The 23,702-nt window shown below is 61.5% G+C and carries 23 protein-coding genes and 2 tRNA genes; 9 read left to right on the forward strand and 16 right to left on the reverse strand.

All coding sequences use genetic code 11. The annotated features are described in order from the left end of the window. Window positions 1–105: 105 nt before the first annotated feature. Window positions 106–1,482 carry a bifunctional UDP-N-acetylglucosamine diphosphorylase/glucosamine-1-phosphate N-acetyltransferase GlmU gene (gene glmU, locus HB375_RS13225; RefSeq protein WP_167673466.1) on the reverse strand — a complete coding sequence of 459 codons (1,377 nt, stop codon included), beginning with the start codon at window positions 1,480–1,482 and terminating at the stop codon, window positions 106–108. Between the two features lie 182 nt (window positions 1,483–1,664). Here glmU and HB375_RS13230 point away from each other — a divergent pair, with 182 nt between their 5' ends. Next, complete coding sequence (locus HB375_RS13230) at window positions 1,665–3,236, forward strand: OpgD/OpgG family glucan biosynthesis protein (RefSeq protein ID WP_343232419.1); 1,572 nt, start codon at window positions 1,665–1,667, stop codon at window positions 3,234–3,236. Further along, entirely contained in the window at window positions 3,212–5,404 is a 2,193-nt protein-coding gene (mdoH, locus tag HB375_RS13235) for a glucans biosynthesis glucosyltransferase MdoH (RefSeq protein WP_167673467.1), read from the forward strand. The genes HB375_RS13230 and mdoH overlap by 25 nt, the downstream gene beginning before the upstream one ends. Before the next feature lie 15 nt (window positions 5,405–5,419). On the opposite strand, the gene gcvA is transcribed toward mdoH, so the two are convergent. After that, entirely contained in the window at window positions 5,420–6,328 is a 909-nt protein-coding gene (gcvA, locus tag HB375_RS13240) for a transcriptional regulator GcvA (protein WP_167673468.1), read from the reverse strand. A gap of 132 nt (window positions 6,329–6,460) precedes the next feature. On the opposite strand from gcvA, the gene HB375_RS13245 reads away from it, so the two are divergent. Beyond that, entirely contained in the window at window positions 6,461–6,667 is a 207-nt protein-coding gene (locus tag HB375_RS13245) for a hypothetical protein (protein WP_167673469.1), read from the forward strand. A 3-nt stretch (window positions 6,668–6,670) separates the two neighbouring features. Here HB375_RS13245 and HB375_RS13250 read toward each other — a convergent pair whose 3' ends face one another. Further along, window positions 6,671–8,314 (reverse strand): Na/Pi cotransporter family protein, encoded by a 1,644-nt coding sequence (locus HB375_RS13250; RefSeq protein ID WP_167673470.1) that lies wholly within the window; start codon window positions 8,312–8,314, stop codon window positions 6,671–6,673. 166 nt (window positions 8,315–8,480) lie between these two features. Next, a complete protein-coding gene (locus HB375_RS13255; RefSeq protein ID WP_167673471.1) occupies window positions 8,481–9,611 on the reverse strand; it encodes a GGDEF domain-containing protein in 1,131 nt (376 codons plus the stop codon). 405 nt (window positions 9,612–10,016) lie between these two features. Here HB375_RS13255 and HB375_RS13260 point away from each other — a divergent pair, with 405 nt between their 5' ends. Continuing rightward, window positions 10,017–10,646, forward strand: a complete 630-nt coding sequence (locus HB375_RS13260) for a thymidine kinase (protein ID WP_167673472.1) — start codon at window positions 10,017–10,019, stop codon at window positions 10,644–10,646. On the opposite strand, the gene HB375_RS13265 is transcribed toward HB375_RS13260, so the two are convergent. Genes HB375_RS13265 through HB375_RS13280 form a run of 4 tightly spaced genes read right to left on the reverse strand, consistent with a single transcriptional unit; the run spans window position 10,647 to window position 14,452 of the window. Further along, entirely contained in the window at window positions 10,647–11,720 is a 1,074-nt protein-coding gene (locus HB375_RS13265; RefSeq protein WP_167673473.1) for a sulfate/molybdate ABC transporter ATP-binding protein, read from the reverse strand. Then, window positions 11,692–12,588: a sulfate ABC transporter permease subunit CysW gene (cysW, locus tag HB375_RS13270; protein WP_167673474.1), complete on the reverse strand. Its 897-nt coding sequence runs from the start codon at window positions 12,586–12,588 to the stop codon at window positions 11,692–11,694. The genes HB375_RS13265 and cysW overlap by 29 nt, the downstream gene beginning before the upstream one ends. Continuing rightward, window positions 12,581–13,435 (reverse strand): sulfate ABC transporter permease subunit CysT, encoded by an 855-nt coding sequence (gene cysT / locus HB375_RS13275; RefSeq protein WP_167673475.1) that lies wholly within the window; start codon window positions 13,433–13,435, stop codon window positions 12,581–12,583. The genes cysW and cysT overlap by 8 nt, the downstream gene beginning before the upstream one ends. A gap of 3 nt (window positions 13,436–13,438) precedes the next feature. Further along, window positions 13,439–14,452, reverse strand: a complete 1,014-nt coding sequence (locus HB375_RS13280; RefSeq protein ID WP_425515183.1) for a sulfate ABC transporter substrate-binding protein — start codon at window positions 14,450–14,452, stop codon at window positions 13,439–13,441. A 324-nt stretch (window positions 14,453–14,776) separates the two neighbouring features. Between HB375_RS13280 and HB375_RS13285 the strand changes: the two genes are divergently transcribed. Beyond that, window positions 14,777–15,898, forward strand: coding sequence for a flavodoxin domain-containing protein (locus HB375_RS13285; protein WP_167673476.1), 1,122 nt, complete (start codon window positions 14,777–14,779; stop codon window positions 15,896–15,898). Window positions 15,899–15,940: 42 nt separating this feature from the next. Beyond that, on the forward strand, window positions 15,941–16,819 hold the full coding sequence (locus HB375_RS13290) for an SDR family oxidoreductase (RefSeq protein WP_167673477.1): 879 nt from the start codon (window positions 15,941–15,943) through the stop codon (window positions 16,817–16,819). A 7-nt stretch (window positions 16,820–16,826) separates the two neighbouring features. On the opposite strand, the gene HB375_RS13295 is transcribed toward HB375_RS13290, so the two are convergent. The 7 genes from HB375_RS13295 to HB375_RS13325 form a co-directional block, all read right to left on the reverse strand. Further along, a complete protein-coding gene (locus HB375_RS13295; RefSeq protein WP_167673478.1) occupies window positions 16,827–17,741 on the reverse strand; it encodes a pirin family protein in 915 nt (304 codons plus the stop codon). 166 nt (window positions 17,742–17,907) lie between these two features. Then, window positions 17,908–17,984: transfer RNA gene (locus HB375_RS13300), tRNA-Arg, on the reverse strand. A gap of 19 nt (window positions 17,985–18,003) precedes the next feature. After that, complete coding sequence (locus HB375_RS13305; RefSeq protein WP_167673479.1) at window positions 18,004–18,309, reverse strand: ETC complex I subunit; 306 nt, start codon at window positions 18,307–18,309, stop codon at window positions 18,004–18,006. 37 nt (window positions 18,310–18,346) lie between these two features. Next, window positions 18,347–18,423, reverse strand: a tRNA-Pro gene (locus tag HB375_RS13310). A gap of 61 nt (window positions 18,424–18,484) precedes the next feature. Further along, complete coding sequence (locus HB375_RS13315; protein ID WP_246728511.1) at window positions 18,485–18,901, reverse strand: DUF192 domain-containing protein; 417 nt, start codon at window positions 18,899–18,901, stop codon at window positions 18,485–18,487. 47 nt (window positions 18,902–18,948) lie between these two features. Further along, window positions 18,949–19,566, reverse strand: coding sequence for a cold-shock protein (locus HB375_RS13320; RefSeq protein ID WP_167673481.1), 618 nt, complete (start codon window positions 19,564–19,566; stop codon window positions 18,949–18,951). Window positions 19,567–19,649: 83 nt separating this feature from the next. Beyond that, window positions 19,650–20,438, reverse strand: coding sequence for an SIR2 family NAD-dependent protein deacylase (locus HB375_RS13325; protein ID WP_167673482.1), 789 nt, complete (start codon window positions 20,436–20,438; stop codon window positions 19,650–19,652). A gap of 61 nt (window positions 20,439–20,499) precedes the next feature. Here HB375_RS13325 and HB375_RS13330 point away from each other — a divergent pair, with 61 nt between their 5' ends. Then, complete coding sequence (locus HB375_RS13330) at window positions 20,500–21,480, forward strand: heparan-alpha-glucosaminide N-acetyltransferase domain-containing protein (RefSeq protein ID WP_167673483.1); 981 nt, start codon at window positions 20,500–20,502, stop codon at window positions 21,478–21,480. A gap of 7 nt (window positions 21,481–21,487) precedes the next feature. Here HB375_RS13330 and HB375_RS13335 read toward each other — a convergent pair whose 3' ends face one another. Continuing rightward, entirely contained in the window at window positions 21,488–22,003 is a 516-nt protein-coding gene (locus tag HB375_RS13335; RefSeq protein ID WP_167673484.1) for an Lrp/AsnC family transcriptional regulator, read from the reverse strand. Between the two features lie 258 nt (window positions 22,004–22,261). Between HB375_RS13335 and HB375_RS13340 the strand changes: the two genes are divergently transcribed. Together HB375_RS13340 and HB375_RS13345 are read left to right on the forward strand one after the other, a co-directional pair. Then, the gene (locus HB375_RS13340; RefSeq protein ID WP_167673485.1) at window positions 22,262–22,546 is read left to right on the forward strand and encodes an acyl carrier protein; all 285 of its coding nucleotides are present in this window, start codon (window positions 22,262–22,264) and stop codon (window positions 22,544–22,546) included. Window positions 22,547–22,550: 4 nt separating this feature from the next. Continuing rightward, the gene (locus tag HB375_RS13345; RefSeq protein ID WP_167673486.1) at window positions 22,551–23,612 is read left to right on the forward strand and encodes a type III polyketide synthase; all 1,062 of its coding nucleotides are present in this window, start codon (window positions 22,551–22,553) and stop codon (window positions 23,610–23,612) included. Window positions 23,613–23,702 lie beyond the last annotated feature (90 nt).

The following is a 23,702-nucleotide window of genomic DNA, read 5'->3' on the forward strand; positions in this document are numbered from 1 at the left end:
TCAAACCGTCCTCTGATTCACTTCGACTACTAAGCTTGCGGCCGTGCTAATGGTGCGGCCGCTTCTTCTCAAATCAACTTGCGTGACCGATTGTGACACGCGGTATCATTTTTTCTTGGCGGCTATCGCCTTCTCGCGGAAAGCGGACGCCCAGCCCTCCTTGACGGTCTGCCGGCCACGTCCGAGGCCGAGCGCATTGTCGGGCACGTTCTTGGTAATCACGGAGCCGGAGCCGACAAACGCGCCATTCCCTATGGTAATTGGAGCGACGAGCGAGGAATTGGAGCCCACGAACGCGCCCTCGCCGATCTCGGTACGGTACTTGCCGAAGCCGTCGTAATTGCAGGTAATGGTGCCCGCGCCGATATTGACGTTCGCGCCGACCGTCGCGTCGCCGAGATAGGTCAGGTGATTGACCTTTGCGCCCGCGCCAAGCTGCACGTTCTTGATCTCGACGAAGTTTCCGACCCGCGCCTTCGTGCCGATCGATGCACCCGGCCGGAGGCGGGCAAAGGGGCCGACCGCGGCGCCCGACGCCACATGCGCCCCTTCGAGATGGCTGAAGCTATGGATGACGACCTTGTCCTCCACGACCACACCGGGGCCGAAGACGACGTTCGGCTCCACCACCACGTCACGCCCGAGCTGGGTGTCGTAGCTGAAGAACACCGTTTCCGGCGCGATCAGTGTCACGCCCGCGGCCATCGCTTTGTGGCGCAGGCGGTCCTGGAGCATCCGCTCGGCGGCGGCGAGCTGCGCGCGGTCGTTGACGCCGTGCACCTCTTCTTCCGCGACGGTAATGACCACCGTTGAATGCCCGAGCCGACGTGCGATGGCGACGATGTCGGTGAGGTAATACTCGCCCTTGGCGTTCTTGTTATCGACCTTGTCGAGAACCGGCAGCCCGACCTCGCCGCGGAAAGCCATCAAGCCCGCGTTGCAGAGCGTGATTGCCCGCTCTGCCTCCGTCGCGTCCTTGTGCTCGCGGATATCGAGCAGCTGATCGCCCGACATGAGGAAACGTCCATAACCTGTCGGGTCCTTGGCATTGAAGCCAAGTCCAACGACGCCTGCGCCGTCGGCAAGCGGCGCGCGCAGCTTCTCGAAGGTCTCGGTGCTGACGAGAGGCGTATCGGCATAGGCGATGATGACATCATCGGGCTTCTGCTCCAGCGCTTCCCGTGCGCTAAGCACCGCATGGGCGGTGCCGAGCCGCTCGCGCTGCACGAAGATCTTGGCCCCCGGAACAACTTTTCGCGCTTCGTTGGCGACGTCCTCGCGGTCCGGCCCCACCACGACCGCCACTTCGGTTGCGCCTGCGGCAACCATAGTTGCGACAACATGGGCCACCATCGACCGGTTGGCGACCTCGTGTAGGACCTTCGGTCGGTCGGATCTCATCCGCGTGCCCTCCCCGGCCGCCAACACGATGGCGAGGCAGGAACGGGAGGAGGCCGTCTTCGGAGAAACGCTTGATGTCATAGAATTTCGTTCCAAATGGGGAATTGCGGTGGAGCTAACCCAGCAGGATGAATTCGGCAATCATTCCATGGGGGATGAGGCAGATTGCATCACCAACTCGTTTACTTCGCGCTCACGATTGCCGATATGTATGGAGATTCCCTTTTCTGGCTGACTAGCCTCGTTCACACAAGAGTATCGCTGTGCCGGTTCCGTTGGAGCATGAAGCTCCTCTCTCTCCTCGCCGGCGTGACGTGCTGGCCTACCTCGGCGCTTCCGCCGCGGGGCTTGCGCTTGCGCCCGCAGCCCTGGCTCAAACTCCGCAGGCCGCCATTTCCGCGCGGATGGGGACCAATCAGCCCTTCGATCCGGCCAATGTGACCGACATCGCCCGGCAGCTCGCCCGCAAGCCCTTCGTTCCGCCGCCGAACGACCTGCCGGATTTCTTCGCGAATCTGACCTACGACCAGTATGTCGCGATCAAGTCTCTCCGCCCCGTCATCTGGGGCACGGAGGGGCGTGGGGTCGCAATGGAGCCCCTGCATCGCGGCTTCGTCTTCAACAATGCGGTCGATCTCTACCTCGTCGAGGACGGCGTGGTGCGTCGGATCGGCTACGATCCCGCAGCCTTCGATTACGGGCGCCCTAACCCGCCCAACAATATTGGCGATATCGGGTTCTCAGGCTTCAAGCTGATCTCGACGGAGAGCGACAAGCCCCCCTTCGATTTTGCCATTGTCCAAGGGGCGACCTTCTTCCGCGCCATTGCGAGGGGCCAGACTTTCGGCGCGACCGCGCGCGCTCTGACCCTCAAGCCAGCTGAGGCGAAGGGCGAGGAGTTCCCGGTTTTCCGCGCCTTCTGGCTGGAGCGCCCGGCTGTCGGAAGCAATGGAATTACCGTCCACGGCGTTCTCGATTCCGAATCGACCACCGGCTCGGTCCGCATGACCTTCCGTCCCGGTGACATGACCATCATCGACGTGGAGACGACCCTCTTCCCGCGCGCCAATCTGGAGCATGTGGGACTGGGCGGCATCGGCTCGACCTATTTCTACGGCCCCAACGATCGCCGCAATGCGGATGACATCCGGCCCGCCGTCTATGAATCCTCGGGCCTACAGATGTTGAACGGCAAGGGCGAATGGCTCTGGCGACCGCTTCACAATCCCGAGACGCTGCAGATCTCGGCTTTCGTGGACACCGCCCCGCGCGGCTTCGGCTTGCTCCAGCGCGAGCGTTCCTATGAGGCCTTCCAGGATGACGACCGCCGCCTCGAGCGCCGCCCGAGCCTCTGGATCGAACCCCTGGGCGACTGGGCACAAGGGAGCGTCCAGCTTCTCGAAATTCCGACCGATGCCGAGATCAACCAGAACATCCTGACCTATTGGCGGCCCAAGGCTCCCATGGCCGCAGGCTCCGAGGTGTCGTTCGCCTATCGGCAATATTGGTGCTGGGCTCCGCCTGAACGTCCGCCCCTTGCGACCGTGACAGCAACCCGCGTCGGGCGCGGCTCCGGAGGCCGCAGACGGCGCTTCGCGGTGGACTTTTCCGGTGATATGTTTGGCGACGCCCTGCCGACCGACATGAAACCGGTGCTGACGGTCGGGCCGGGAAATATTCAGAACGTCAAACTCTGGCCTTATCCGGATCGGAAGACGGTGCGCGTTGCTTTCGAGCTTGACCCAGGCAACGAAAACGCGTGTGAGATGCGTCTCATTCTAGAGGCAGGCGGGAAACCGATTAGCGAGACATGGCTTTATCGTTGGACACCCTAGGTCCCGATTCGAACGTAGCGTCCCTTCAGCGGCCCGATTCCGCGATGCCGCCGGAGAGTCGGTTGGAAATGCCGACTCAGTCGCTGCGGCGCTGGTCGTCTTCGCAGGAACGCAAGCCCACCGTGCAGCATCCTCGCTTGAGGACGTCGCTCGCACGTCTTTTCGTCTTTGGCGGCGGCCTGCTGCTCACGGCCTACGGCACCTATGAGATGTATCAGGTGGTGTCGGTGAGCCGCACCACTATCCTCCAGTGGGTGCTGGTTGCGCTGTTCACCGTGAACTTCTCCTGGATCGCGGTCGCTTTCACCAGCGCGCTTCTGGGCTTCTTCGTCCTGCTTCACCAGCCAGAAAGCCGGTCCGGCGCGCCGTCTTCGCTCTCGCAGCGAACCGCCATCGTCATGCCCGTCTATAACGAGCAGACGTCCCGGACCTTTGCCGCGCTGGAGGCTATCTACGAGTCCATCGAGGCGACCGGGCTCGGCGCGCATTTTGACTACTTCATTCTCTCCGACACGACCCAGCCGGATGCTTGGGTTGCGGAGGAGCGCGCCTTCCTAGCCCTCAAGGCCCGCCTCGGCTCGAATGCGCGCTTCTATTACCGCCACCGGGCCAAAAACTATCATCGCAAGGCCGGCAACATCGCGGATTTCGTGACCCGCTGGGGCGGGCACTACGAGCATATGCTCGTTCTCGACGCCGACAGTCTGATGACCGGCGAGTGCATCACCCGTCTCGCGGCGGCCATGGAGGCCGACCCCGATGCCGGCATCATCCAGTCTCTGCCTCTCATCATCAACCGCAACACACTCTTTGCGCGCGTGCAGCAATTCGCGGCGCGCGTGACCGGCCCGGTCATCGCCACAGGCCTTGCGGTCTGGATGGGTCGCGACGGCAATTACTGGGGCCACAATGCGATCATCCGCACCAAGGCCTTCGCCGCCCATGGCGGCTTGCCGGACCTCAAGGGCAAGCCGCCGCTCGGCGGACATATCCTGAGCCACGACTTCGTCGAGGCAGCGTTCCTGCGCCGCGCCGGCTGGTCCGTTTACATGCTTCCCGATCTTGGCGGATCGTATGAGGAGAGCCCGCCCTCCCTCATCGACTTGTCAGCCCGCGACCGGCGCTGGTGCCAGGGCAACCTGCAGCATTCCCGTGTCATCGGCGCCAAGGGCCTGAAGCTCCCGACGCGCCAGCACTTCGCCACCGGCATCATGTCCTATCTGGCATCGCCGTTCTGGCTGTTCCAGCTCATCGTCGGTATCGCGCTGGTTTTGCAGACCACCTATATCCGGCCGGAATATTTTGCTCGCGACTTCCGACTCTACCCTATCTGGCCGCGGTTCGACCCCGAGCGCGCTCTCGCGCTCTTCGCGCTGACCATGGGCATTCTGCTCGCGCCGAAGATTTTCGGCCTGATCCTGATGCTGCTTCGCGGCAAGGACCGGCGGGCTTCCGGCGGCGGCATCCGGCTTATCGTGTCCTCGCTGATCGAGATCGTTCTGTCGGCGCTGCTGGCACCCATCCTGATGCTGATTCAGTCGGGCTCGGTGTTCCAGATCCTTCTGGGGCGCGATACCGGCTGGCAGCCGCAGCGCCGTGACGACGGATCGATTCCGCTGAACGACATCATCCGCCGCCACCGCTCTCACACGGTGCTTGGCGTTCTGGCCGGCCTGTCGGCCTTCATGATCGCGACCTCCCTGTTCCTCTGGATGTCGCCGACGATTCTCGGCCTTCTTCTCGCCATCCCCCTGTCCTGGCTCAGCGGCCAGTTGGGTGCTGGTCTGGCGCTGAAGAAACTCGGCCTTCTGATGACACCCGAGGAGCACGAGCCTCCGTCGATTGCGACGCGCGCCAACGAATTGCAGGTGCGCAATACCGCTTTCGGCTTCGATGACGCGGACAGCCTCCGCGCGTTGTTCGAGGACGGTGCGCTTCGGGAGCGGCATGTGGACATGCTCCCCCTCGAAGCGCCCCGCAAACGTGGTGCGATCGAAACGGAACGTGCGCTGGCCGAGGCAAAACTGACCGACGCCGAGACCATCGAGGATGCGATTGCCTGGCTCCATCCCAAGGAGCGCATGGTGGTGCTGCACGACCGGGCTCTGCTTGACCGGCTAATGCACCTCAAGAGAACCCCGCCGGCTGGTATTCAAGCCGCCGAATAATTCAACGCAGGCGGCTCAGGCCGTCTGCGCCTTCACAGTACCTGCATCTTTTGCGACTTCACTCAAGACCCAATCCACGAAAGCTTTGATCTTGGGCAGGCGTTTGCGGCCTTTCGGATAGACGATCCAGTAGCTTCGATCCGATTCGAGCACGAGATCGAATGGCTGAACAAGGCGGCCGGCGTCCAGATCCGCCTGGAAGAAATTTGGACTGATGAGGGCCACGCCCTGCCCGGCAATCGCTGCCATGACCTCGAATTGCTGCGTGCCGAGCGAATGATCGGGGCGATCCGACAGGTCGAAATCCGTCACGCCCGCGGCGGTGAGCCATTCCTGCCACCACGGATCGCCCACGCCGATGAGCGGTAGCTTCAAAAGATCCTTCGGCTCGCGAACATCCATCCGCCGGAGCAGATCGGGGCTGCAAACGGGAGTGAAGATGCTCGGGAAGAGATACTTCGCGTCAAGACCCGGCCAATTGCCCTTGCCGGCGCGGATACCGACATCGAGCTCGTTCTGGACAAGGTCCACGATCTGCGGCGAGGCGGAGATTTGCACTCCGATCTTCGGGTGAAGCTCCTGAAAGCGCCCCAGACGCGGAACCAGCCAGCTTGACGCGAAGGTGGTGAGCGTCGTGATCGACAGAACCGTGTGAACGCTCTCCTCCACATCAGCAAAGGCTGCGCGGAGCGCCTCGAAAGCCTCGGTGACTGCAGGCGCGAGCTGTTGGCCTTTTGCGGTCAAAATCACTTGGCGCGGGAGGCGGGTGAACAGGGCTGCGCCGACCCGGTCCTCCAGCATCTTGATCTGATAGCTGACGGCCGCCTGCGTCATGCCGAGCTCCTCGGCTGCGCGGGTGAAGCTTTGATGTCGCGCCGCCGCCTCGAAGACGCGCACGGCACTCATAGGGGGAAGTTTGGACATGGTCGACCCATAAGGCTGCCTTATGGCAGCCCTCCGGCTTTCACTTTGTCAAGCCTCGCTCCGAGGCGCACCTTGAATGGGCATTGCCGAGGGCCTTGAGCCTCTGGCCCTTTCAAGAAACCGGTGTCCGTCATGAGATACGAGCATGTCCGCCGTTTGAACAGCGTCGAAAGCGCGTGGCTGCGCCTGAAGATGAGGTTCCACAACGGCCCCAGCATGGGTAAACCGCCGCTCCTCAATCCGTGTGATCTTTCTGACCACGAAAAGCGCGATATCGGTCTGCCCGAACCCGTCCGCTACGTCGATTGGAAAGTGTTGCGGGAGAAAGGCTGGCTCTAGACGCTACGATGTCAGGCGGCTCGGTTTGAGATCGCCGCTTTGCTCGAGAAGCGAATGCCCGGTTGCCGCGATATGCGCCTCGATGCGCTTCAGATCGCGGACGATATCGAGCTGAAGCGCGCTGGTATCTCCTACCGTGTTGCCCGAGCGCAGTTGGTCGAGGTTTCTCTGGGTGGTGGCGCGCTCTAGGTCGCGGAAGCGCTCCTTTTCGGCAACAAGCTTCCGCGCGGAACCGACGTCCTGGAACATCAGGACCGACGCTGCGAGCTGCAAATGCTCCAAAAGCTTGGAGTGCATGTTGTCGATATCGGCGAGGCTGTCCTTCGGCAGGCGCAGGTGGTTCTTAATGCGCTTGGCGGCAAGCTCCATCAGGTTCTTGTCGATGATGTCGCCCACGTGTTCCAGATTAATCGCGAAAGCCAGGATGTCGGACAGCCGCCTAGCCTCCGTATCGCTCAATGCCTCATGATTGATGGAGCTAAGATAACGTCGGATCGCGCTGTAGAGCCGGTCGACGACGTCGTCGGTGCGGCTGACGACATCGACCTTGCTGATATCGTCCTCATGGAACAGATCCTGCGAGTTGCGGAGCATGGTCTCGACCGTATCGGCCATGCGCAAAACCTCGCGGGCTGCGTTGGAGAGAGCGACGGACGGCGTGTCCAACGCATCATTGTCGAGATATTGCGGCACGCCGGGATCCGAGGCGCGCACTTTCTCCGGAAAGAACTTGAGCAGCAGCGTCGCAATCCACGGCAGCAGCAGGATGAACACGGCCGCCAGCGCAACGTTGAACAGCGTGTGGAAATTCGCGGCCAACCGGGACGGGTTGGGGTCGAACATGGCTGCATACCGCAGGATCGGATCGATGAGCGGCAATGCGACAACGCAGCCGACGAGCCGAATGGCTAGATTGCCCGCAGGAACCCGAAGTTTGACGGGATCTCCACCGGTCCCCTCCAGCAGCGGGTTGAGCGCGCTGCCGAGATTGGCGCCCAGCACCATGGCGAGCGCCGCATGGGCATCGATGACGCCGGCGCTTGCCAGCGACATGATGAAGAGCATGGCCGCGACGCTTGAATGCGCGGCCCAGGCGAAGATCGCCGCGAGCAGAACGAGGATCACCGGATCGAGCGCAATCGCCGCAAGAAGGCCCTTCAAGGCGGCAGACGACTCGATCGGCCGGACCGTCTCGCTGAGAAGATGGAGCGACAGCAGCATCAGTCCCAGGCCGATGACGACGCGCCCGAGATCGCGCGTACGGCTCGAAGACCCGCGCCGGAAAGCGATAAAGCCGACGAAGATCAGGACCGGAAAAATCAGGCTGATATCGAAGGAGAGGACCTGAACTATCAGCGTCGTGCCGACATTCGCGCCGAGCATCACGGCGAGTGCCGGGACAAGATCGACCGCCCCGCCCGCGGTGAAGGAAGCCACCATCAGGGCGGTGGCAGTGCTGCTCTGCAAAACGGTTGTGACGCCAAGGCCAGCCATAAAGGCGCGAAGGCGCGTCCGCAGCCCGACACCGAGAATCCACCGCAGATCGCTGCCGAAGGCGCGCTGGACCCCGCTATTGACCATGTTGATCCCCCACAGGAGCAGGGCAATCTCACCGAGCAGGTGGATCGTGACGGCGGTAGCGGACATTCGTTCCTCAAAAGGCGGCGTGTAAGAATGAAACGCTCTGCTTAACCCTCCTGGATCGATCAGACAATCAGGTTGCCGGCTAATAATGGGGCCCCTCGGAGAAATCCCCCAAAATCATCATCCTTGTCATGTTTGCCGGCAAACGCTTCCTAGTCCGAGGCTTGACTCAGGCCTGAAACTGCGGGTCCCGATGACGCCGTGCGACTCGGGCGCCCTCCTCTGCACTCCCCGCGACGCGATTACGTCCGCGCGCCTTCGCTTGGTAAAGCGCCGCATCGGCCTCGGAGAGCAGTTCCTGCGGCGATGATCCAACGGCCGTGGCGTGTCCGACGCTCACCGTCGCGCGGATGCGCGATTGCACCTCGTCCTGACGGTCCCTGACGAAAGCCGCCCTCACCTCTTCCGCAATTCGCTCGGCTTCCGCCTCGTCGGCCTGGATAAATGCGGCGAACTCTTCTCCGCCTAAACGGCCAAAGGCGCAGACGGGGAGTTCCTTCGCAAGAACTCTCGCGAAAGTCTGAAGAATCGCATCGCCGACGGGATGGCCGTGCATGTCATTGATCTGCTTAAAATTATCGAGGTCGAACACCAGGCAACTCAAGGCGGCGTTGCCACCGCGCGAGGCGAGCTTTTCGGCGTCGAGAAAGAAGGCTCTGCGATTTGGGATCAGGGTCAGCGGATCGAGCAGCGCGGCCTGGCGGGATTCGTATTCCAGCCGCTCCTTCGCCATGGAGAGGAGCAGCACGGCGCTCGTCGGAATGTACATCATGTTCAGCAGGGCCATTTCGGCCGACCACCGACGGGCCAGAACCTCGATCCAGAGACCCGTTTCGACAAAAGGTCCGAAGAGCCCGCGGAGGGCGCAAAGAATCGCCGCAGAGGAAAAGACCAGGATGGTCGCGCGCTGAGAAATCAGTCGTTGAGGCGCGTATTTCAGAAGCTCCCAAGCCGACAACCCCAAATAGGAGCCGGAGATCATCGCCATCAGGACGAGACGCGCGTTGAAGCTATCTCGGAGAAAGGGCCACGCGGTGAGCCAAGCAACAAGACCAACGAGACCGCGAAGGATCTCGGTCGGCCTTCCGTTGAAACTTCGGCACCCGCAATAAAGCAGACCGAAGCCCACGGTAACGAGCGCATTTCCCAATAAAGCGGCGTGGCTTGCCTCCCGCGAGGCGAAGTCCTGCAAGCCAAGGAAAACGACGCCGACCGAACCAAGCAGAGAACTCAGTCCCCACCACCCCAGCGCGTGAACGCTCCGGTTCTGCATCCAGGAGAAAAGCAAGAGGCCGCCCATCAATGCGCATAGCAAGACGGACGCGGCACCAAGCGTAACCGGATCGAGAGCGCGCATATCGATGATAAAAGTAGAATCGCGGATCAACGCAACAATTATACTTGCCCTACACGATTACAAATTGTCGATCCATCCCGAAATGCATTTAAATTTGCTCTATTATTACAACATAACGATAGTTAAGCTGGGTCTCGCACTCCATACCCCTTCGGAATATCCGCCCTCCCAGATCATTTTTTAACCGGCTCAGAGCCAATGGCGAACGACCCTTTTGAACACATGGGACGATTGTCTTGTGGGGGACTCCTCATACCGCACCAGGTTGCCGGCCCTGGATCTTGAGTCGCGTCTTAGAGTGAAAGAATCTGGCCGCCGATTTCAGGATTCGGAGTTTCGGGCTCAACCATGGCCAAACTGCATTTTCATTTCTCGGTGATGAACGCCGGCAAGACCACGCAGCTTCTGCAGGTGCGGTACAACTACATCGAGAACGGCGGCCTGGTGATGCTTTTCACGAGCGCCCTCGACGACCGCGCCGGTGCTGGCAAGGTCTCCTCGCGGATCGGGCTCTCGGCTGATGCGATCCCGCTCCGGCATAGCGACGATCTGGCTGCGATGGTCCGCGAGGTCCACGCGAAGACGCCCGTGACCGTCGTCCTGATCGACGAAGTCCAGTTCATGACGCCGGAGCACATCTGGCAGGCTGCGCGGATCGTCGACGAACTCCACATTCCGGTGATGGCCTATGGGCTGAAGAACAACGTCTTCGGCGAGTTGTTCAGCCCGGCCATCTCCACGCTGCTCGCGCTGGCGGAAGACATCAAGGAAATCAAGCAACTCTGCCACTGCGGGCGCAAGGCGACGATGATCCTTCGCTACGACCCCGACGGCACGGCGGTGAAGACCGGGCAGGTCGTGGAGATCGGCGGCGAGAGCCGCTACATCTCGGTCTGCCGCCCGCATTGGGTCTCGGGTGATATCGGCGCCGCAAGACGGGCGACCCTCCCCGCGAAGATCGCCTGCGACGCCGCCTGACTATTCCGTAACACGGCCTCGGACGATCTCTAGGCCGATGTCCTGGCCGATCCGCAAATCCGTGGCGGCCGGAACCTCGACTTCGATCTTGGTGTCGGCCGGGCTTGTCACCTCGACTCGGCGCAGGGACCCAACCCGGCGAATGCCCGTGACCACGCCGGCGATATGCCCCTCCCCCGCGGGAGCCAGCCGCAAATCCCACGGACGGCAATAGAGGCGCACCTTTCCCGAAAGATCAGCGGGCGGATCGACGGGCACCGGCCGGCCCTGGATGAGAAGCTGGTTATCCACCACCTCGGCGATGAAGTGAGATACGTCGCCGAGAAAGGCCATCACGAACGGCGTTTCGGGCCGGTCCTGCACGTCATCGACACTGCCAACTTGTTCCAAGCGCCCATCATTGAGGATCGCGACGCGGTCGGCGAGCTCCAGCGCCTCATCCTGATCGTGCGTCACGAAGATGGTGGTCTGACCCGTCCGTTGGTGAAGCTGGCGAATCCATCCGCGCAGATCCTTACGCACTTTGGCATCCAACGCGCCGAACGGCTCGTCGAGCAGCAGCACGCGCGGCTCCACCGCGAGCGCGCGCGCCAACGCGACTCGCTGGCATTGTCCGCCTGAGAGGTTCCCGGGAAACCGCCGCTCATAGCCGGAGAGCTGCACAAGATCGAGCAGATCGGAGACGCGGCGCCTGATATCCTTTTCGGCCGGGCGAGAGCCGCGCGGACGCGCCCGCAGACCGTAAGCGATGTTGTCTGCGACATTGAGATGCCTGAACAACGCGTAGTGCTGGAAGACGAATCCGACCCGTCGTTGTTGGACGGGCAGGCTCGTCGCGTCCTGCTCGCCGAAGAACACCTGTCCGCGGTCAGGAACTTCGAGACCGGCAATGATGCGCAGCAGCGTGGTCTTCCCGGAACCGGAGGGGCCAAGCAAGGCCAGCAACTCGCCCGCACGAATGTGCAGGCTCACGCCATACAGCGCCGCCTCATCGCCGAATTCCTTCGCGACGTCGACGATCCTGATGTCGACGTTTCCCGCTTTTTCAGTGAGGGGTTCGGCTGGCGAGGACATGACCGTAGCGCCATTCGAGGAGGGTTTTTGCCGCCAGGGTGACGAGAGCGAGGCCGGCAAGAAGGGATGCGACGGCGAAGGCGGCGACGAAATTGTACTCGTTGTACAAAATCTCCACGTGCAGCGGGATCGTATTCGTCAGCCCGCGGATGTGTCCTGAGATCACCGACACCGCTCCGAACTCGCCCATGGCGCGGGCATTGCACAACAGCACGCCGTAAAGCAGGCCCCATTTGATGTTGGGCAACGTCACCGTCCGGAAGATCCGAAAGCCCGAGGCTCCCAGCGTGAGCGCAGCCTCTTCGTCCGCAGTGCCCTGCTCCTGCATCAGCGGAATAAGCTCGCGCGCGACGAATGGGAAAGTCACGAAGATCGTCGCCACAACGATGCCGGGCAACGCGAACGCAATCTTGATCCCGTGCTCCATGAGCCACGTACCCCACAATCCCTGCGCGCCGAAGAGAAGCAGATAGACTAGGCCCGACACCACGGGCGAGATGGAGAATGGCAAGTCGATCAGGGTGATGAGAAGGCTTTTGCCGCGGAACTCGAACTTGGCGATGGCCCAGGCGGCCGCGACTCCGAAGATCAGGTTGAGTGGAACAGCAATCGCAGCGACGGTGAGCGTCAGTTGAATAGCGGCTTGCGCATCGGGTTCCTGAAAAGCCGCCCAGTAAGCCCCCACCCCGCGCCGGAATGCTTCAGCGAAGACCACGGTCAGCGGCAGCACCAGAAAAACCGCCAGGAAGGCGATTGCACACGCGATGGCGATCCAACGAACCGCTCTCGGCTCCGTCGTCACGGAGCGCCACCCCGAGCCCGAGCGGCGAAGCGAGGGACCGACCCGCGAGACGGATACGTCAGACATCGCCGAACCTCCGCCGGCTCCAGGCCTGCACGAGATTGATCGCCAGGAGCGCCAGGAACGAGATGGCGAGCATGATGGTAGCGATCACGATCGCGCCCGTATAGTCGAACTCCGAGAGTTTGATGACGATCAGAAGCGGAGCGATCTCAGAAACATAAGGCAAGTTTCCGGCGATGAAGATCACCGAGCCGTATTCGCCGACGGCGCGCGCGAAAGCGAGCGCGAAGCCGGTGAGCATCGCCGGCAGCAGCGGCGGGAGCATCACGCTCCAGAGGGTCTTCACTCTCGACGCCCCAAGGGTCGCGGAGACCTCCTCCTGGTCGCGGTCGATCTCCGCGATCAATGGCTCAACCGTCCGCACCGTGAAGGGCAGCCCGATAAACACGAGCGCGACGAAGATGCCGAGCGGCGTATAGGTCACCGTGATACCCAGCCGCTCCAGCGGTCCGCCGATCCAGCCATTGGGAGCATAGAGCGCAGCAAGCGCGATGCCCGCAACGGCGGTAGGCAAGGCAATGGGCAGATCGACCATGGCACCGACGAGATCCCGCCCCGGAAAGTCGTAACGGGTCAGCACCCAGGCCACGAGCAGCCCAAACAGGGATGCCACCAGAGCGGCGAGCAAGGAAATTCCGAAACTGACCCAAAGCGCCGCGGCGACGCGCGGTTCGGTCGCCGCTGCGAGAATTCCGGACAATCCGGCTTCGGACGCCCTGATTAGCAGGACAGCGAGGGGAAGCAGAACGATAAGGCTCAGGTACGTCAGCGTGTAGCCCAACGTGAGCCCGAAGCCCGGAATAACGCTGGGCTGTTTCAGGCGTAGCTTGACCGCCAGGGCTTTGCTCATGGACTAACGCTTACTGATCTGGTCGAAGAGTCCACCGTTCTCGAAGTTATTTTTCTGGATCTTATCCCAATCGGGTTCAATCGACTCGATCATGAACAACTTGAGGTGCGGCAACAGTGCAAGGTCCTCCGGCTTCGCCGCCTCCGGCTTGAGCGGGCGATAGCGATGCTTGGCAAAAATCGCCTGGGCCTGATTGCTGTAAAGAAACTCGAGATAGGCTTCCGCCACCTTGCGGGTCCCTTTTTTGCTCACGTTACCCTCGACAAGCGCGACGGGCGGCTCCGCGAGAATGGAGACCGATGGCACGACGATATCGAACTTGTCCTTGCCGAATTCGTCGAGCACCAGGAAAGCCTCGTTTTCCCAGGTCGGCAGCACATCGCCCAAACCGCGCTGCGCGAATGTGACGGTTGAGCCGCGGGCGCCAGTGTCGAGCACGGGCACATTCTTGTAGACCGCGCTTACAAATTCGCGAGCCTTCTCTGCGGTGCCGCCCTCCTTCGCCTGCGCGTAGCCCCAGGCCGCCAGAAAATTCCAGCGACCGCCGGCGGAGGTTTTGGGATTGGGCGTGATGATCCGGATGCCAGGCTTGGCGAGATCGTCCCAATCCTTGATGCCCTTGGGGTTGCCCTTGCGCACTAGGAAGACGACGGTCGACGTGTAGGGCAAGGAATTGTTGGGCAGCTTCGCGCGCCAATCGGCAGGGATCTTGTTGGTCAACCTGGCGATGGCGTCGATGTCGGACGGAATCCCCAGCGTGACCACATCGGCATCGATGCCGTCGATGACCGTCCGCGCCTGCGCGCCCGAGCCGCCATGCGAAGCGCGGACCGTCACCGTTTCTCCGGTGAGCTTTTTCCAGACATGAGAAAAGGCCTGGTTAATCTCTCGGTAAAGCTCGCGCGTAGGATCGTAGGACACGTTAAGCAGGTGTGTCTGCGCCCAAGCGCCATCGGCTAGGAATAGGACGGCGACGCCTGTGAGGCCTAATAGCCCGCGTTTAAGCCACGCAGACACTTTCCAGGTACGCAGCGCGGTTCTGGTATCGCCGGATGGCCCGTTCACGGGAACCTCCTGTCATTCACCAAAAATGCGGAGCAACCCGCATCAGGACAAGATTGCCCACGCGCCGCGCGCACTGCCACGCACAACGAGCGATCCCCTAAAAAGAACAAATCAGACGCGCGCAGGATCCTGGAGCGCGAGCGGCGCGACGGAGTCAACAAACGCGAAGGCAATTTTCCTTTCCGGGGACCGCGTAGCAGAAAATCCCCCGAAGTATCGTTCTTTAAAAAGAACGATCCTCTTGACCGGGATTGGCACGGCAGACTACTTTTCCTTATGCCCCAGACCGCGCTTCTCGCCGCTTCGCAGCTCTCCTCCGCCCCTTCCGTCCTCGAACTCGACCGTGAACCTGTACTCGGTCAAGTGGCGCGGCATGTCGAACTGGACTCGTCCCGCGCGGATAAAAAGACAGTTCACCTCGCCTTACGTTTTCCGGAAAAGACGCCCGCCTATGAGCCGGGAGACGCGCTCGAAATCTATCCGCAGAACGACGAAAGCCTCGTCGACAAGGTTCTCGACGTAGCGGGCCTTTCCGGCGACGACCACTTGCGAACCGCTCTGGTTCATGAGCGCGACATCACAACATTGTCACTCGCGACCGTCGAAAGGTTCGTCATGACGACCGGACATCGCGAGGCAAGAGAACTTCTTTGTAGCGGTGCCATTCCAGCTTGGATCGAGGGGCGGCAATTCAGCGACCTTTTGGAAAGATTTCCTGCAACGCTAACCTCTCAGCAACTTCTCGTGCTGACCACGCCACTGCGGCCCCGTGCCTACTCGATCGCCTCCTCACGTAAGGCGGTTGGAACCGAAGCCCATCTTCTCATCTCCGCGACAACGACGCCTGTCAAAGCCGGAGTCGCTTCCGCTTATCTCACTAGCCGCGTGACAATAGGCGCGCAGGTCAGAGTAAGGCTCAGACCGAACAACCAGTTCCGGCTACCCGCCCCCGCGACGGACATCATCATGATCGGCGCGGGAACAGGCATCGCGCCATTCCGCGCCTTTCTTCAGGAGCGTCGTGCCATTCAAGCTCCTGGCCGAAACTGGCTCGTCCTTGGCGCGCGCCACGAGGAACGCGGCTTTCCGTACCGCGCGGAATGGAGTGAGGCCATGACAGACGGCTCGTTGCATCGCCTCGACCTCGCGTTTTCGGGCTATGAGCCCAATAAGATTTACGTTCAGGACCGTCTCTGGGAGAACCGAGCGGAGATTGTCCGGTGGCTCGACAACGGGGCGAGCCTCTATGTCTGCGGCGATGCGAAAGGCATGGCGAAGGATGTCCGCGCCATCCTCGTCCGTATTGTCGCGGAGGTGACAGCCGTGGCATCGGACACAGCGGAATTGATGGTGGCCGATCTTGAACGCCAGCGCCGTTATTGTCAGGACGTGTATTGAAATGGAACGCGCACCTGCGGGCGAAGGACCTCTGTCTCTGACATGAAACTGTTCATCTTCGGCCTCGGCTACAGCGCCCTTCGCTTTGCCGAAGCTTATCGCCAAAATTTCGCGGAAATTTCCGGAACCGTGCGCTCGGACGACAAAAGGGGCGCGCTGACATCAGCAGGCATTCCGAGCTTCCGGTTAGACGGAATGCACTGGGATCCTCAGGTGAAGGACGAGCTTCTGCGCTCCGATGCCATTCTGGTGTCCATCCCTCCCCTCGCCGGCTCCGACCCCGTGTTGAGCCAGTTCTCCGACGTCATCCGTTCATCGCCCCGCCTCAGCTGGATTGGCTATCTGTCCACCGTCGGCGTCTATGGCGATGCTGGCGGCGGATGGGTCGATGAAGGGACGCCTCCCGCTCCCATCAATGAGCGTTCCAGCGCCCGGGTTGTCGCCGAGAATGGCTGGCTCGATCTCGGACGCGCATCACGTGCCTCCGTCCAGATCTTCCGCCTTGCAGGCATTTACGGGCCGGAACGCAACGCCCTGCGGCGTGTCATGGATGGCACCGCTCGCCGGGTAATCAAGCCAGGGCAAGTCTTCAACCGTATCCATGTCGACGATATCGCGCAGCTGCTTATGGCCTCAATCCGGTCGCCCGCGCGAAACGCCATCTACAATGTGTCCGACGACGAGCCCGCGCCGCAGCAAGATGTCATTTCCTATGCCGCCGAATTGCTCGGTCGCGAGCCTCCGCCGGACGAGCCCTTTGCAGAGGCAAAGCTGGGCGCGGCAGCAGAGAGTTTTTACCAGGACAACAAGCGCGTGCTGAACACCCGTATCAAGCGCGATCTTGGAGTCGCGCTCAAGTATCCAACCTATCGCGAAGGGCTTCAGGCCCTGCTCGCTGCGGGAGAAGGACAGGCGGGTTGAACCACCCTTATTCGGGCAGCGGAATGAATTCGGTCTCTTCCGGCACCGGCGCGAAACGGCCCGTTCTCCAATCCTCCTTCGCCTGCTCAATCCGCTCCCGGCTCGATGAGACAAAGTTCCACCAGAGATAGCGCGGGCCTTTCATGGCGGTCCCGCCGAGGAACATCATGCGCGACGGCCGCACGGCTTTGATCGTGATCCGGTCGCCGGGGCGGAAGATCAGCAACCTCGGTCCCTCGAAGCGATCTCCGGTGATTTCCACCTCGCCATCGAGCACATAGACCGCGCGTTCTTCATAGGTCGCATCGAGCGGCGCGCTAGCACCCGCCTCCAGCCTGACTTCGACGTAAAACCACTCCGAAAGGGATTTGACCGGCGCGGTCTTGCCGAAAGCCGAGCCAGCAATGACGCGGGCCCGAACGCCGGCGTCCTCGATGACGGGCAGCGTTGCGGCATCGAAATGCTGGAATGAGGGATCGACCTCCTCCTGGCCCTCTGGAAGAGCGATCCAGCTTTGCAGGCCGAGCATCGAATGCAGGCCCGCCCGCTCCATTTCCGGCGTCCGCTCGGAATGGGCGATACCGCGCCCGGCCGTCATGAGGTTCATGGCCCCCGGCACGATCTCCTGGATATTGCCCTCGCTGTCCCGGTGCAGGATGCGGCCGTCAAACAGATAGGAGACGGTGGCAAGACCGATATGCGGATGTGGCCGCACATCCATTCCCTGACCGGCCAAGAACTGCACCGGCCCGAAATGATCGAAGAAGATGAACGGCCCCACCATCTGCCGCCTGCCATGGGGCAACGCCCGCCGAACCTCAAAACCGCCGAGGTCGCGAACGCGAGGCACGATGATGAGCTCCAGAGCGTTGCAGGATTGGGTATCGCCAAGAATGGGATCGTTCGTCGGAAGCCAACTCATGGCCGCCTCTCCTTCCTCATACGACAGACGCGAAAGACCCTATTCCATATAGGCACCGATGAGCAGTCACGACCCCGTCAGCAAACAGGCCGCACCCAACAAAAAAGGCGACGCTCAGCGCCGCCTCAACCAACTTTAGAAACAAGTCCTAACGCACTGAATTTATTGGCGACCCCGGCAGGGCTCGAACCTGCGACCTACTGCTTAGAAGGCAGTTGCTCTATCCAGCTGAGCTACGGGGCCGTCGGTCGAGGCCTGGGCGTCAGTGGGTCCAGGGGCCGACGCGATTGAACTTGAAGTTGTCGGAATAGGCCATGATGCGCCGCTTGACCTCATGCGGCTCTTCGACCCGGTAGGCGATGCCTTCGCGAGTGGCGTAGGCCACCGCCTCTTCCTTGGTGTCGAACCAGAGCCGGAGCTGCTGGCGCGTGTCTGCGGAGCTGGTCCAGCCCATCAGCGGCTCGATCTCGCGCGGCTTGTCCTGCTCGAATTCGAGGAGCCATTGCTTGGTCCGGGCCAGGCCGGACTGCATTGCGGATTTGGCGGGCTTATAAATCCGTGCGGGCATCGGATCGGCACTCTCTCAAAAGTTCGCTCGGTAAGGATGGTCGGGGCGGCAGGATTCGAACCTGCGACCCTCTGCTCCCAAAGCAGATGCGCTACCAGACTGCGCTACACCCCGTCTTCTTCACCGAAGGGCTGTTGGCTATCACGAGGAACCCGGTTTCAGCAAGCACCGAGCCTCAATGCTTGAACAACGGATGTTCGACGCGATCCCCGGGCTTGATCCCGAGGCGGGACGCGGTTCCAGCGTTCAGTTCCAGCACCGCCAGCACCGGCTCGCCCGAGGAGATGGTGCGGGTGGACAACGGTTCCGTATTGGCCGCGATGCGGGCAATCGTGCCGTCGGGGCGGATGAACAGCATATCCAAGGGCAGATAGGTGTTCTGCATCCACATGGCGACCGGCTCGACGCGGCCGAAATCGAACAGCATTCCCCGGTCGACCGGCATGGAGCGGCGGAACATCAGCCCTTGGGCCCGATCCGCATCGTTGCGCGCAACCTCGACCTGGAAACTCTGCTTCTGCCCGCCCGAGACGATGGAAAGGGCCTCGAGCGCCTGCGCATAGCACGCGCCGGCGCTCGTCAAACTCAGCATCAGGGCGGCGAAAAGCGGCTGGAGCCGTCTCAAAAGCGAGGCGCGCATCAGTGCGAATGCGGCAGGTTCATGTCGACCAGCCGGACCTCGGCGGCCATCAGGCCTTTCGAGCCGTCGCCGAAGCGGACCAGCACCTGCTCGCCCGGCTTCAATTCGGCGATGCCGTAACGCCGAAGGGTTTCCATATGCACGAAAATATCCGGCTTATCGTCACCCTGGGTGAGGAATCCGAAACCGCGCAACCGGTTGAACCACTTCACGACAGCCCGCTCGAGGCCGGTGGTGGCCACCACCTGGACATGCGTCCGAGGTAGCGGCAATTCGGAGGGATGGAGCGCCGTGGAATCGTCGAGGGACAGGATGCGGAAGGCCTGCAGCCCGCGCGGACGCTGAACCGCTTCCACCACGATCCGCGCCCCCTCGTTAGCGGCCTGATAGCCGTCGCGGCGCAGGCAGGTCACGTGCAGGAGGACGTCGGGCATCCCGTTGTCGGGCACGATAAAGCCGAAGCCCTTGGCAACGTCGAACCACTTGATACGCCCGCTGACCTGAACGAGTTCGAGAGAGGTCCCATCCGCCTGGGAATCGGCCTCACGCCGCCCCTGCTCAAAAGCGGAAACTTCCTCCCGGTGGTGGAGTGAGTTGGAGCCGTAATCGCTAGTCATGAAAAAACCCAGACTCGAATCAGGAACCCGATTCTTAACGATAGGATAACATTGTCCGAAATCTGGGAAAGTCCGAAACGCCTTCAAGGCGTCGATGAATTTTTAAGCAGCGCCGCTGGGTGCGCAAAAGAGGAGAAAACTTGTCCTATTTCGGCGTGGATGACCAAGTCGGCCATCTCGTCGAGGGGCGTCGGCTCGCGATTGATGATGACGAGCCTCGCCCCGCTCTCCTTCGCCAGAGCCGGAAACCCGGCAGCGGGGTAAACCACGAGGGAGGAACCCACCACAATGAAGAGATCGCAGGTCAAAGAGAGCTTCTGGGCCTTGCGCATAGGTCCCTCGGGCATGGCCTGGCCGAAGGAGATGGTCGCGGATTTGACGATCCCGCCGCAAGCCTCGCAGACCGGGGCATCGCCGCTCGCCTCAAAGCGCGACCGAACCCAAGCGAGATCGTAGCGCCGCTCGCAGGCGAGGCACTTGGCATAAGTGCCGTTACCGTGCAGCTCGATGACCTGATCCTCGGCAAGGCCGGAGGCCTGATGAAGCCCATCAATATTTTGGGTGATGACGGCGGGCATCCGACCGGATGCGACGAGGGACGCGATGGCGAGGTGCCCCTGGCTCGGGCGCGCGTCGCGATAAAGATCGTCCATAATGGATTTGCGCCGCCAGGCCTCCCGCCGCGCTTCGACGCTCCGGACGAAAAGGTCGAAAGGGATCGGCTTGTGGCGCATCCACGGGCTGCCCGGGGACCGGAAGTCCGGCACGCCGCTCTCGGTGGAGATTCCCGCCCCGGTGAAGCCGGCAACGATTGCAGCCTCTTGAATCATTTCCTGAAGCGTGGCGATTGACGTGGCAAGGCTATCGGTCATGAAACTCATATAAGGGCCGCGATGCGGATCGTAACGCCCTTTCACTCGAGGGAAGCCCGACGTGGACGCAAAAGCAGATTTGCCTCAGGCTCAGGCCGCGGCCTCCCAGCGTTGGGACGCCATCGACATCGCGCGCGGCATCGCGATTGGCGCGATGATCGTCTATCACTTCAGCTGGGACGTCAGCTTCCTGCACCTGATCGAAACGGACATCATTCAGATTCCGGCCTGGCGATGGTTCGCACGCGGCATTGCAGGGTCGTTCCTGTTCCTGGCTGGCGTGGGGCTCGCTCTCGCCCACGCCCAGGGCTTTCGCCGACAAGCCTTCCTGCGCCGTCTCGCGAAGGTGAGCGGCGCGGCCATTCTCGTGACAGCGGTCACCTACTTCGCTTTTCCCGAGAGCTACATCTTCTTCGGTATTCTGCACTGCATCGCGGTGTCGAGCATTTTGGCCCTGCCTTTCTTGCGCATGCCCCCTGCCCTCGTCGCTGTCGCCGCCGTGCTCTGTTTTGCCGCTCCGTGGTTCCCGACGAGCCCTGTCCTCGATCAACCTTGGCTTGACTGGCTCGGTCTTGGAGCGTCCGAGCCGATTGCGAACGACTATGTTCCCATCTTCCCTTGGTTCGGCTCGGTGCTGATGGGAATTGCCGTCGCCAAAGGTGTACTGCCGCACAAGCAAACGATGGCACTCGCACAGTGGCGGGGAACAAGTCCTTTCTGGCGCCTTCTGATCTTCGCCGGGCGAAAGAGCCTGCCGATTTATCTGCTGCATCAAGTTGTCTTGCTGGCAGCGCTTTACGGCGTGCTCCAATTGACGGGCCCGAACCCGATGGCGGACGCGCGCCCCTTCATAGAGCAATGTGAAGCCAGCTGCGCCGGACAAAACGGCGAACCGGGCCAGTGCCGGGCCGTCTGTGCCTGCATCGTCGGCGGGCTGCGCAGCAACGGGCTATGGCAGCGCGTTCTTGCCAACAATCTTCGACCGGAGGATCAGGCGGGAATGTCAGGCGTCGTGCAGCAATGTGCGCGCAACCCCTCTTAGTTCTCGCTTAATCCTGTCCGTCGAGAACCGGGTAACCTTCGAACGGCTTCAGGGTTTTCAAGACGAAGGTCGTGTGAATGCGTCCGATGCCGAGACGCGGATCGCCGAGGAAGGTTTCGGTCAAGCTCTCGTAAGCCGCCAGCGTCGGCGCGACGAAACGGGCCACATAATCGTACTCGCCATTCACGACGTGCAGTTCAATGAGCGCGGGATAAGCACACAGGGCACGCTCCAAGCGCTGCCGAGACTCCGTGGAAGGGTCGCGCATGCTGATGCCGGCGAGCGCGATGATGTCGTGCCCTAACGCGGACGGCTCAACGAGCGCGGTGTAACCGCGGATCACTCCCTTCTGCTCGAGCCGTTTGACGCGCTCCAGGCACGGCCGCGCCGACAACCCGACTTTCTCGGACAGGGCCTGATAGGTGATGCGCCCGGCCCGCGTGAGCGTTTCAAGGATTGAAAGATCGATCCGATCGAGGATGGATTTGGCATTTCGGCCAAGCGGCCGGACGGGTTGTTTCATGATGCTTCCCGAAACAAGGAGCGCTCCCCGGAATCAAACGGCGAGTCCGCCTCCTTTATCCCACCATCGCAGTGCCGCCTAATCCGTTGCCAATCTCAACCATGAGAGATCGTTGCGCAAAAAGTAATGATCTATAGCCGCACAATATTTGTTATATTATAACTTAAATTTCTGATTTTAATGCTAAAAAAGATATGGCATATCGTAACGTAATAGATTATCAGTCATGCAACGTTACGAAACGTAATGGGGGCAAGCATGACAACGAGTGTGCAGTCGCATGTTTTGACGCAGGTCGCAGACCTGTGCCGGACAATTCTTGAGAAAAATGCCGTGGAGATCGAACCGGGAATGTCGCTCACGCGCGACCTCGGCTTCGACTCAATGCAGTTGATGCAATTCTTCGCCGGAATTGAAACCCGCTATCCGGCGGTTATCCTCGAAGACTGGTTCATCGCCCATGCTTCCGGGGCGCGCGACACCGTCGGCAGCGTGGCGGATTATATCGCCGGCGCGTTCCATCAACAAATTGCGGCGGAGTAATCTAATGCTCCACAACAGCCCGTCACTCCTTCCGACTTTCGTGAGTCTCTCCTCGGCCGTTCCCAAACAGGCCTTCGACCAGAACACGCTGTGGGACAGCGTGTTCGACGATTGGTACGCCGACATTCCCGACGCGCGCGATATCGGAACCGTCACCCGCGTCCGCAAGCGGCACATGGCGTGGGACCCGGCCCGCGAGCTGGGGGGGCGTACCCGCGGCATCGGCGAGCGCATGAAAGACTTTGTCGGCATCGTCGATGAGGTCGCCGGTGAAGCGGTGGAGAATCTGCTTCAAACTATGCATCCCACGGATGTCGGCAGCATCGTGATGGCGAGTAGCACTGGCTATTACGGACCGACGCCGGACTATTTCCTCGCCAAGCGCTTCGGCTTCAAGTCCAATATCCGCCGAACCTTCATCGGCCATATGGGATGTTTCGCCGCCTTCAATGTCATCAAGACGGCCATCGACTCCGTCACAACACGGCCGAATGAATATACGGTTGGCGTGTGCGCGGAGTTCAGCAGCCTTCATTTCCGACCAGATCCAAGCCGCGAGCAGGCCATCGTTCACAACCTCTTCGGCGATGCCGTCGGCGCATTCACTTTAGCGATGCGGGAACCGGGCCATGGGCCACAGATCCTCGCCACCCACACGCACCAGTCCTACGACACGTCGGACATGATGACTCTCTCAGTCCTCGACGACGGAGTCCGCATGACGCTTTCACCCTACGTGCCGTTCGTCATCGCAAGCCTGATCAACCAGTTCATCGACGACCTGTGTGCCTCGGCATCCGTCGATCCGGCCAATATCAAACACTGGGCGATCCACCCGGGCGGCCCGAAGATCGTCGATATGGTGGCGCAACGCCTCAATATCTCCGAACACCAGCTGGCTTCGACTTGGCACGTGCTGAGCGAATACGGCAACTGTGCGTCTGCGACCGTTCTCCTGGTGCTCGAGCATCTGATCGCGAACGACAAGCCGCAGCCCGGGGAGCTCGGCGTCATGCTCGCCTTCGGCCCCGGCCTGACTCTCGAAGGCGCCCTTCTCCGCTTCTGAACCCGGCCCTGCCTCTCCCGAGGCAGGACCGAACGCCAACAGCCCTCGCTTTGCGCGATCCGGGCGGGCAGCCGCTCGCCCGCGATCTCG

Origin of the sequence: Microvirga terricola (genome assembly GCF_011777495.1) — a bacterium.
In the GTDB taxonomy this organism is placed as follows: domain Bacteria; phylum Pseudomonadota; class Alphaproteobacteria; order Rhizobiales; family Beijerinckiaceae; genus Microvirga; species Microvirga terricola.

Bases quoted from the DNA above. Each gene is read 5' to 3' on its own strand.
- glmU (WP_167673466.1), bottom strand. From the start codon at position 1,482: ATGACATCAAGCGTTTCTCCGAAGACGGCCTCCTCCCGTTCCTGCCTC.
- mdoH (WP_167673467.1), top strand. From the start codon at position 3,212: ATGGCTTTATCGTTGGACACCCTAGGTCCCGATTCGAACGTAGCGTCC.
- gcvA (WP_167673468.1), bottom strand. From the start codon at position 6,328: ATGTCCAAACTTCCCCCTATGAGTGCCGTGCGCGTCTTCGAGGCGGCG.
- HB375_RS13245 (WP_167673469.1), top strand. From the start codon at position 6,461: ATGAGATACGAGCATGTCCGCCGTTTGAACAGCGTCGAAAGCGCGTGG.
- HB375_RS13250 (WP_167673470.1), bottom strand. From the start codon at position 8,314: ATGTCCGCTACCGCCGTCACGATCCACCTGCTCGGTGAGATTGCCCTG.
- HB375_RS13255 (WP_167673471.1), bottom strand. From the start codon at position 9,611: ATGGGCGGCCTCTTGCTTTTCTCCTGGATGCAGAACCGGAGCGTTCAC.
- HB375_RS13260 (WP_167673472.1), top strand. From the start codon at position 10,017: ATGGCCAAACTGCATTTTCATTTCTCGGTGATGAACGCCGGCAAGACC.
- HB375_RS13265 (WP_167673473.1), bottom strand. From the start codon at position 11,720: ATGTCCTCGCCAGCCGAACCCCTCACTGAAAAAGCGGGAAACGTCGAC.
- cysW (WP_167673474.1), bottom strand. From the start codon at position 12,588: ATGTCTGACGTATCCGTCTCGCGGGTCGGTCCCTCGCTTCGCCGCTCG.
- cysT (WP_167673475.1), bottom strand. From the start codon at position 13,435: ATGAGCAAAGCCCTGGCGGTCAAGCTACGCCTGAAACAGCCCAGCGTT.
- HB375_RS13285 (WP_167673476.1), top strand. From the start codon at position 14,777: ATGCCCCAGACCGCGCTTCTCGCCGCTTCGCAGCTCTCCTCCGCCCCT.
- HB375_RS13290 (WP_167673477.1), top strand. From the start codon at position 15,941: ATGAAACTGTTCATCTTCGGCCTCGGCTACAGCGCCCTTCGCTTTGCC.
- HB375_RS13295 (WP_167673478.1), bottom strand. From the start codon at position 17,741: ATGAGTTGGCTTCCGACGAACGATCCCATTCTTGGCGATACCCAATCC.
- HB375_RS13305 (WP_167673479.1), bottom strand. From the start codon at position 18,309: ATGCCCGCACGGATTTATAAGCCCGCCAAATCCGCAATGCAGTCCGGC.
- HB375_RS13315 (WP_246728511.1), bottom strand. From the start codon at position 18,901: ATGCTGAGTTTGACGAGCGCCGGCGCGTGCTATGCGCAGGCGCTCGAG.
- HB375_RS13320 (WP_167673481.1), bottom strand. From the start codon at position 19,566: ATGACTAGCGATTACGGCTCCAACTCACTCCACCACCGGGAGGAAGTT.
- HB375_RS13325 (WP_167673482.1), bottom strand. From the start codon at position 20,438: ATGACCGATAGCCTTGCCACGTCAATCGCCACGCTTCAGGAAATGATT.
- HB375_RS13335 (WP_167673484.1), bottom strand. From the start codon at position 22,003: ATGAAACAACCCGTCCGGCCGCTTGGCCGAAATGCCAAATCCATCCTC.
- HB375_RS13340 (WP_167673485.1), top strand. From the start codon at position 22,262: ATGACAACGAGTGTGCAGTCGCATGTTTTGACGCAGGTCGCAGACCTG.
- HB375_RS13345 (WP_167673486.1), top strand. From the start codon at position 22,551: ATGCTCCACAACAGCCCGTCACTCCTTCCGACTTTCGTGAGTCTCTCC.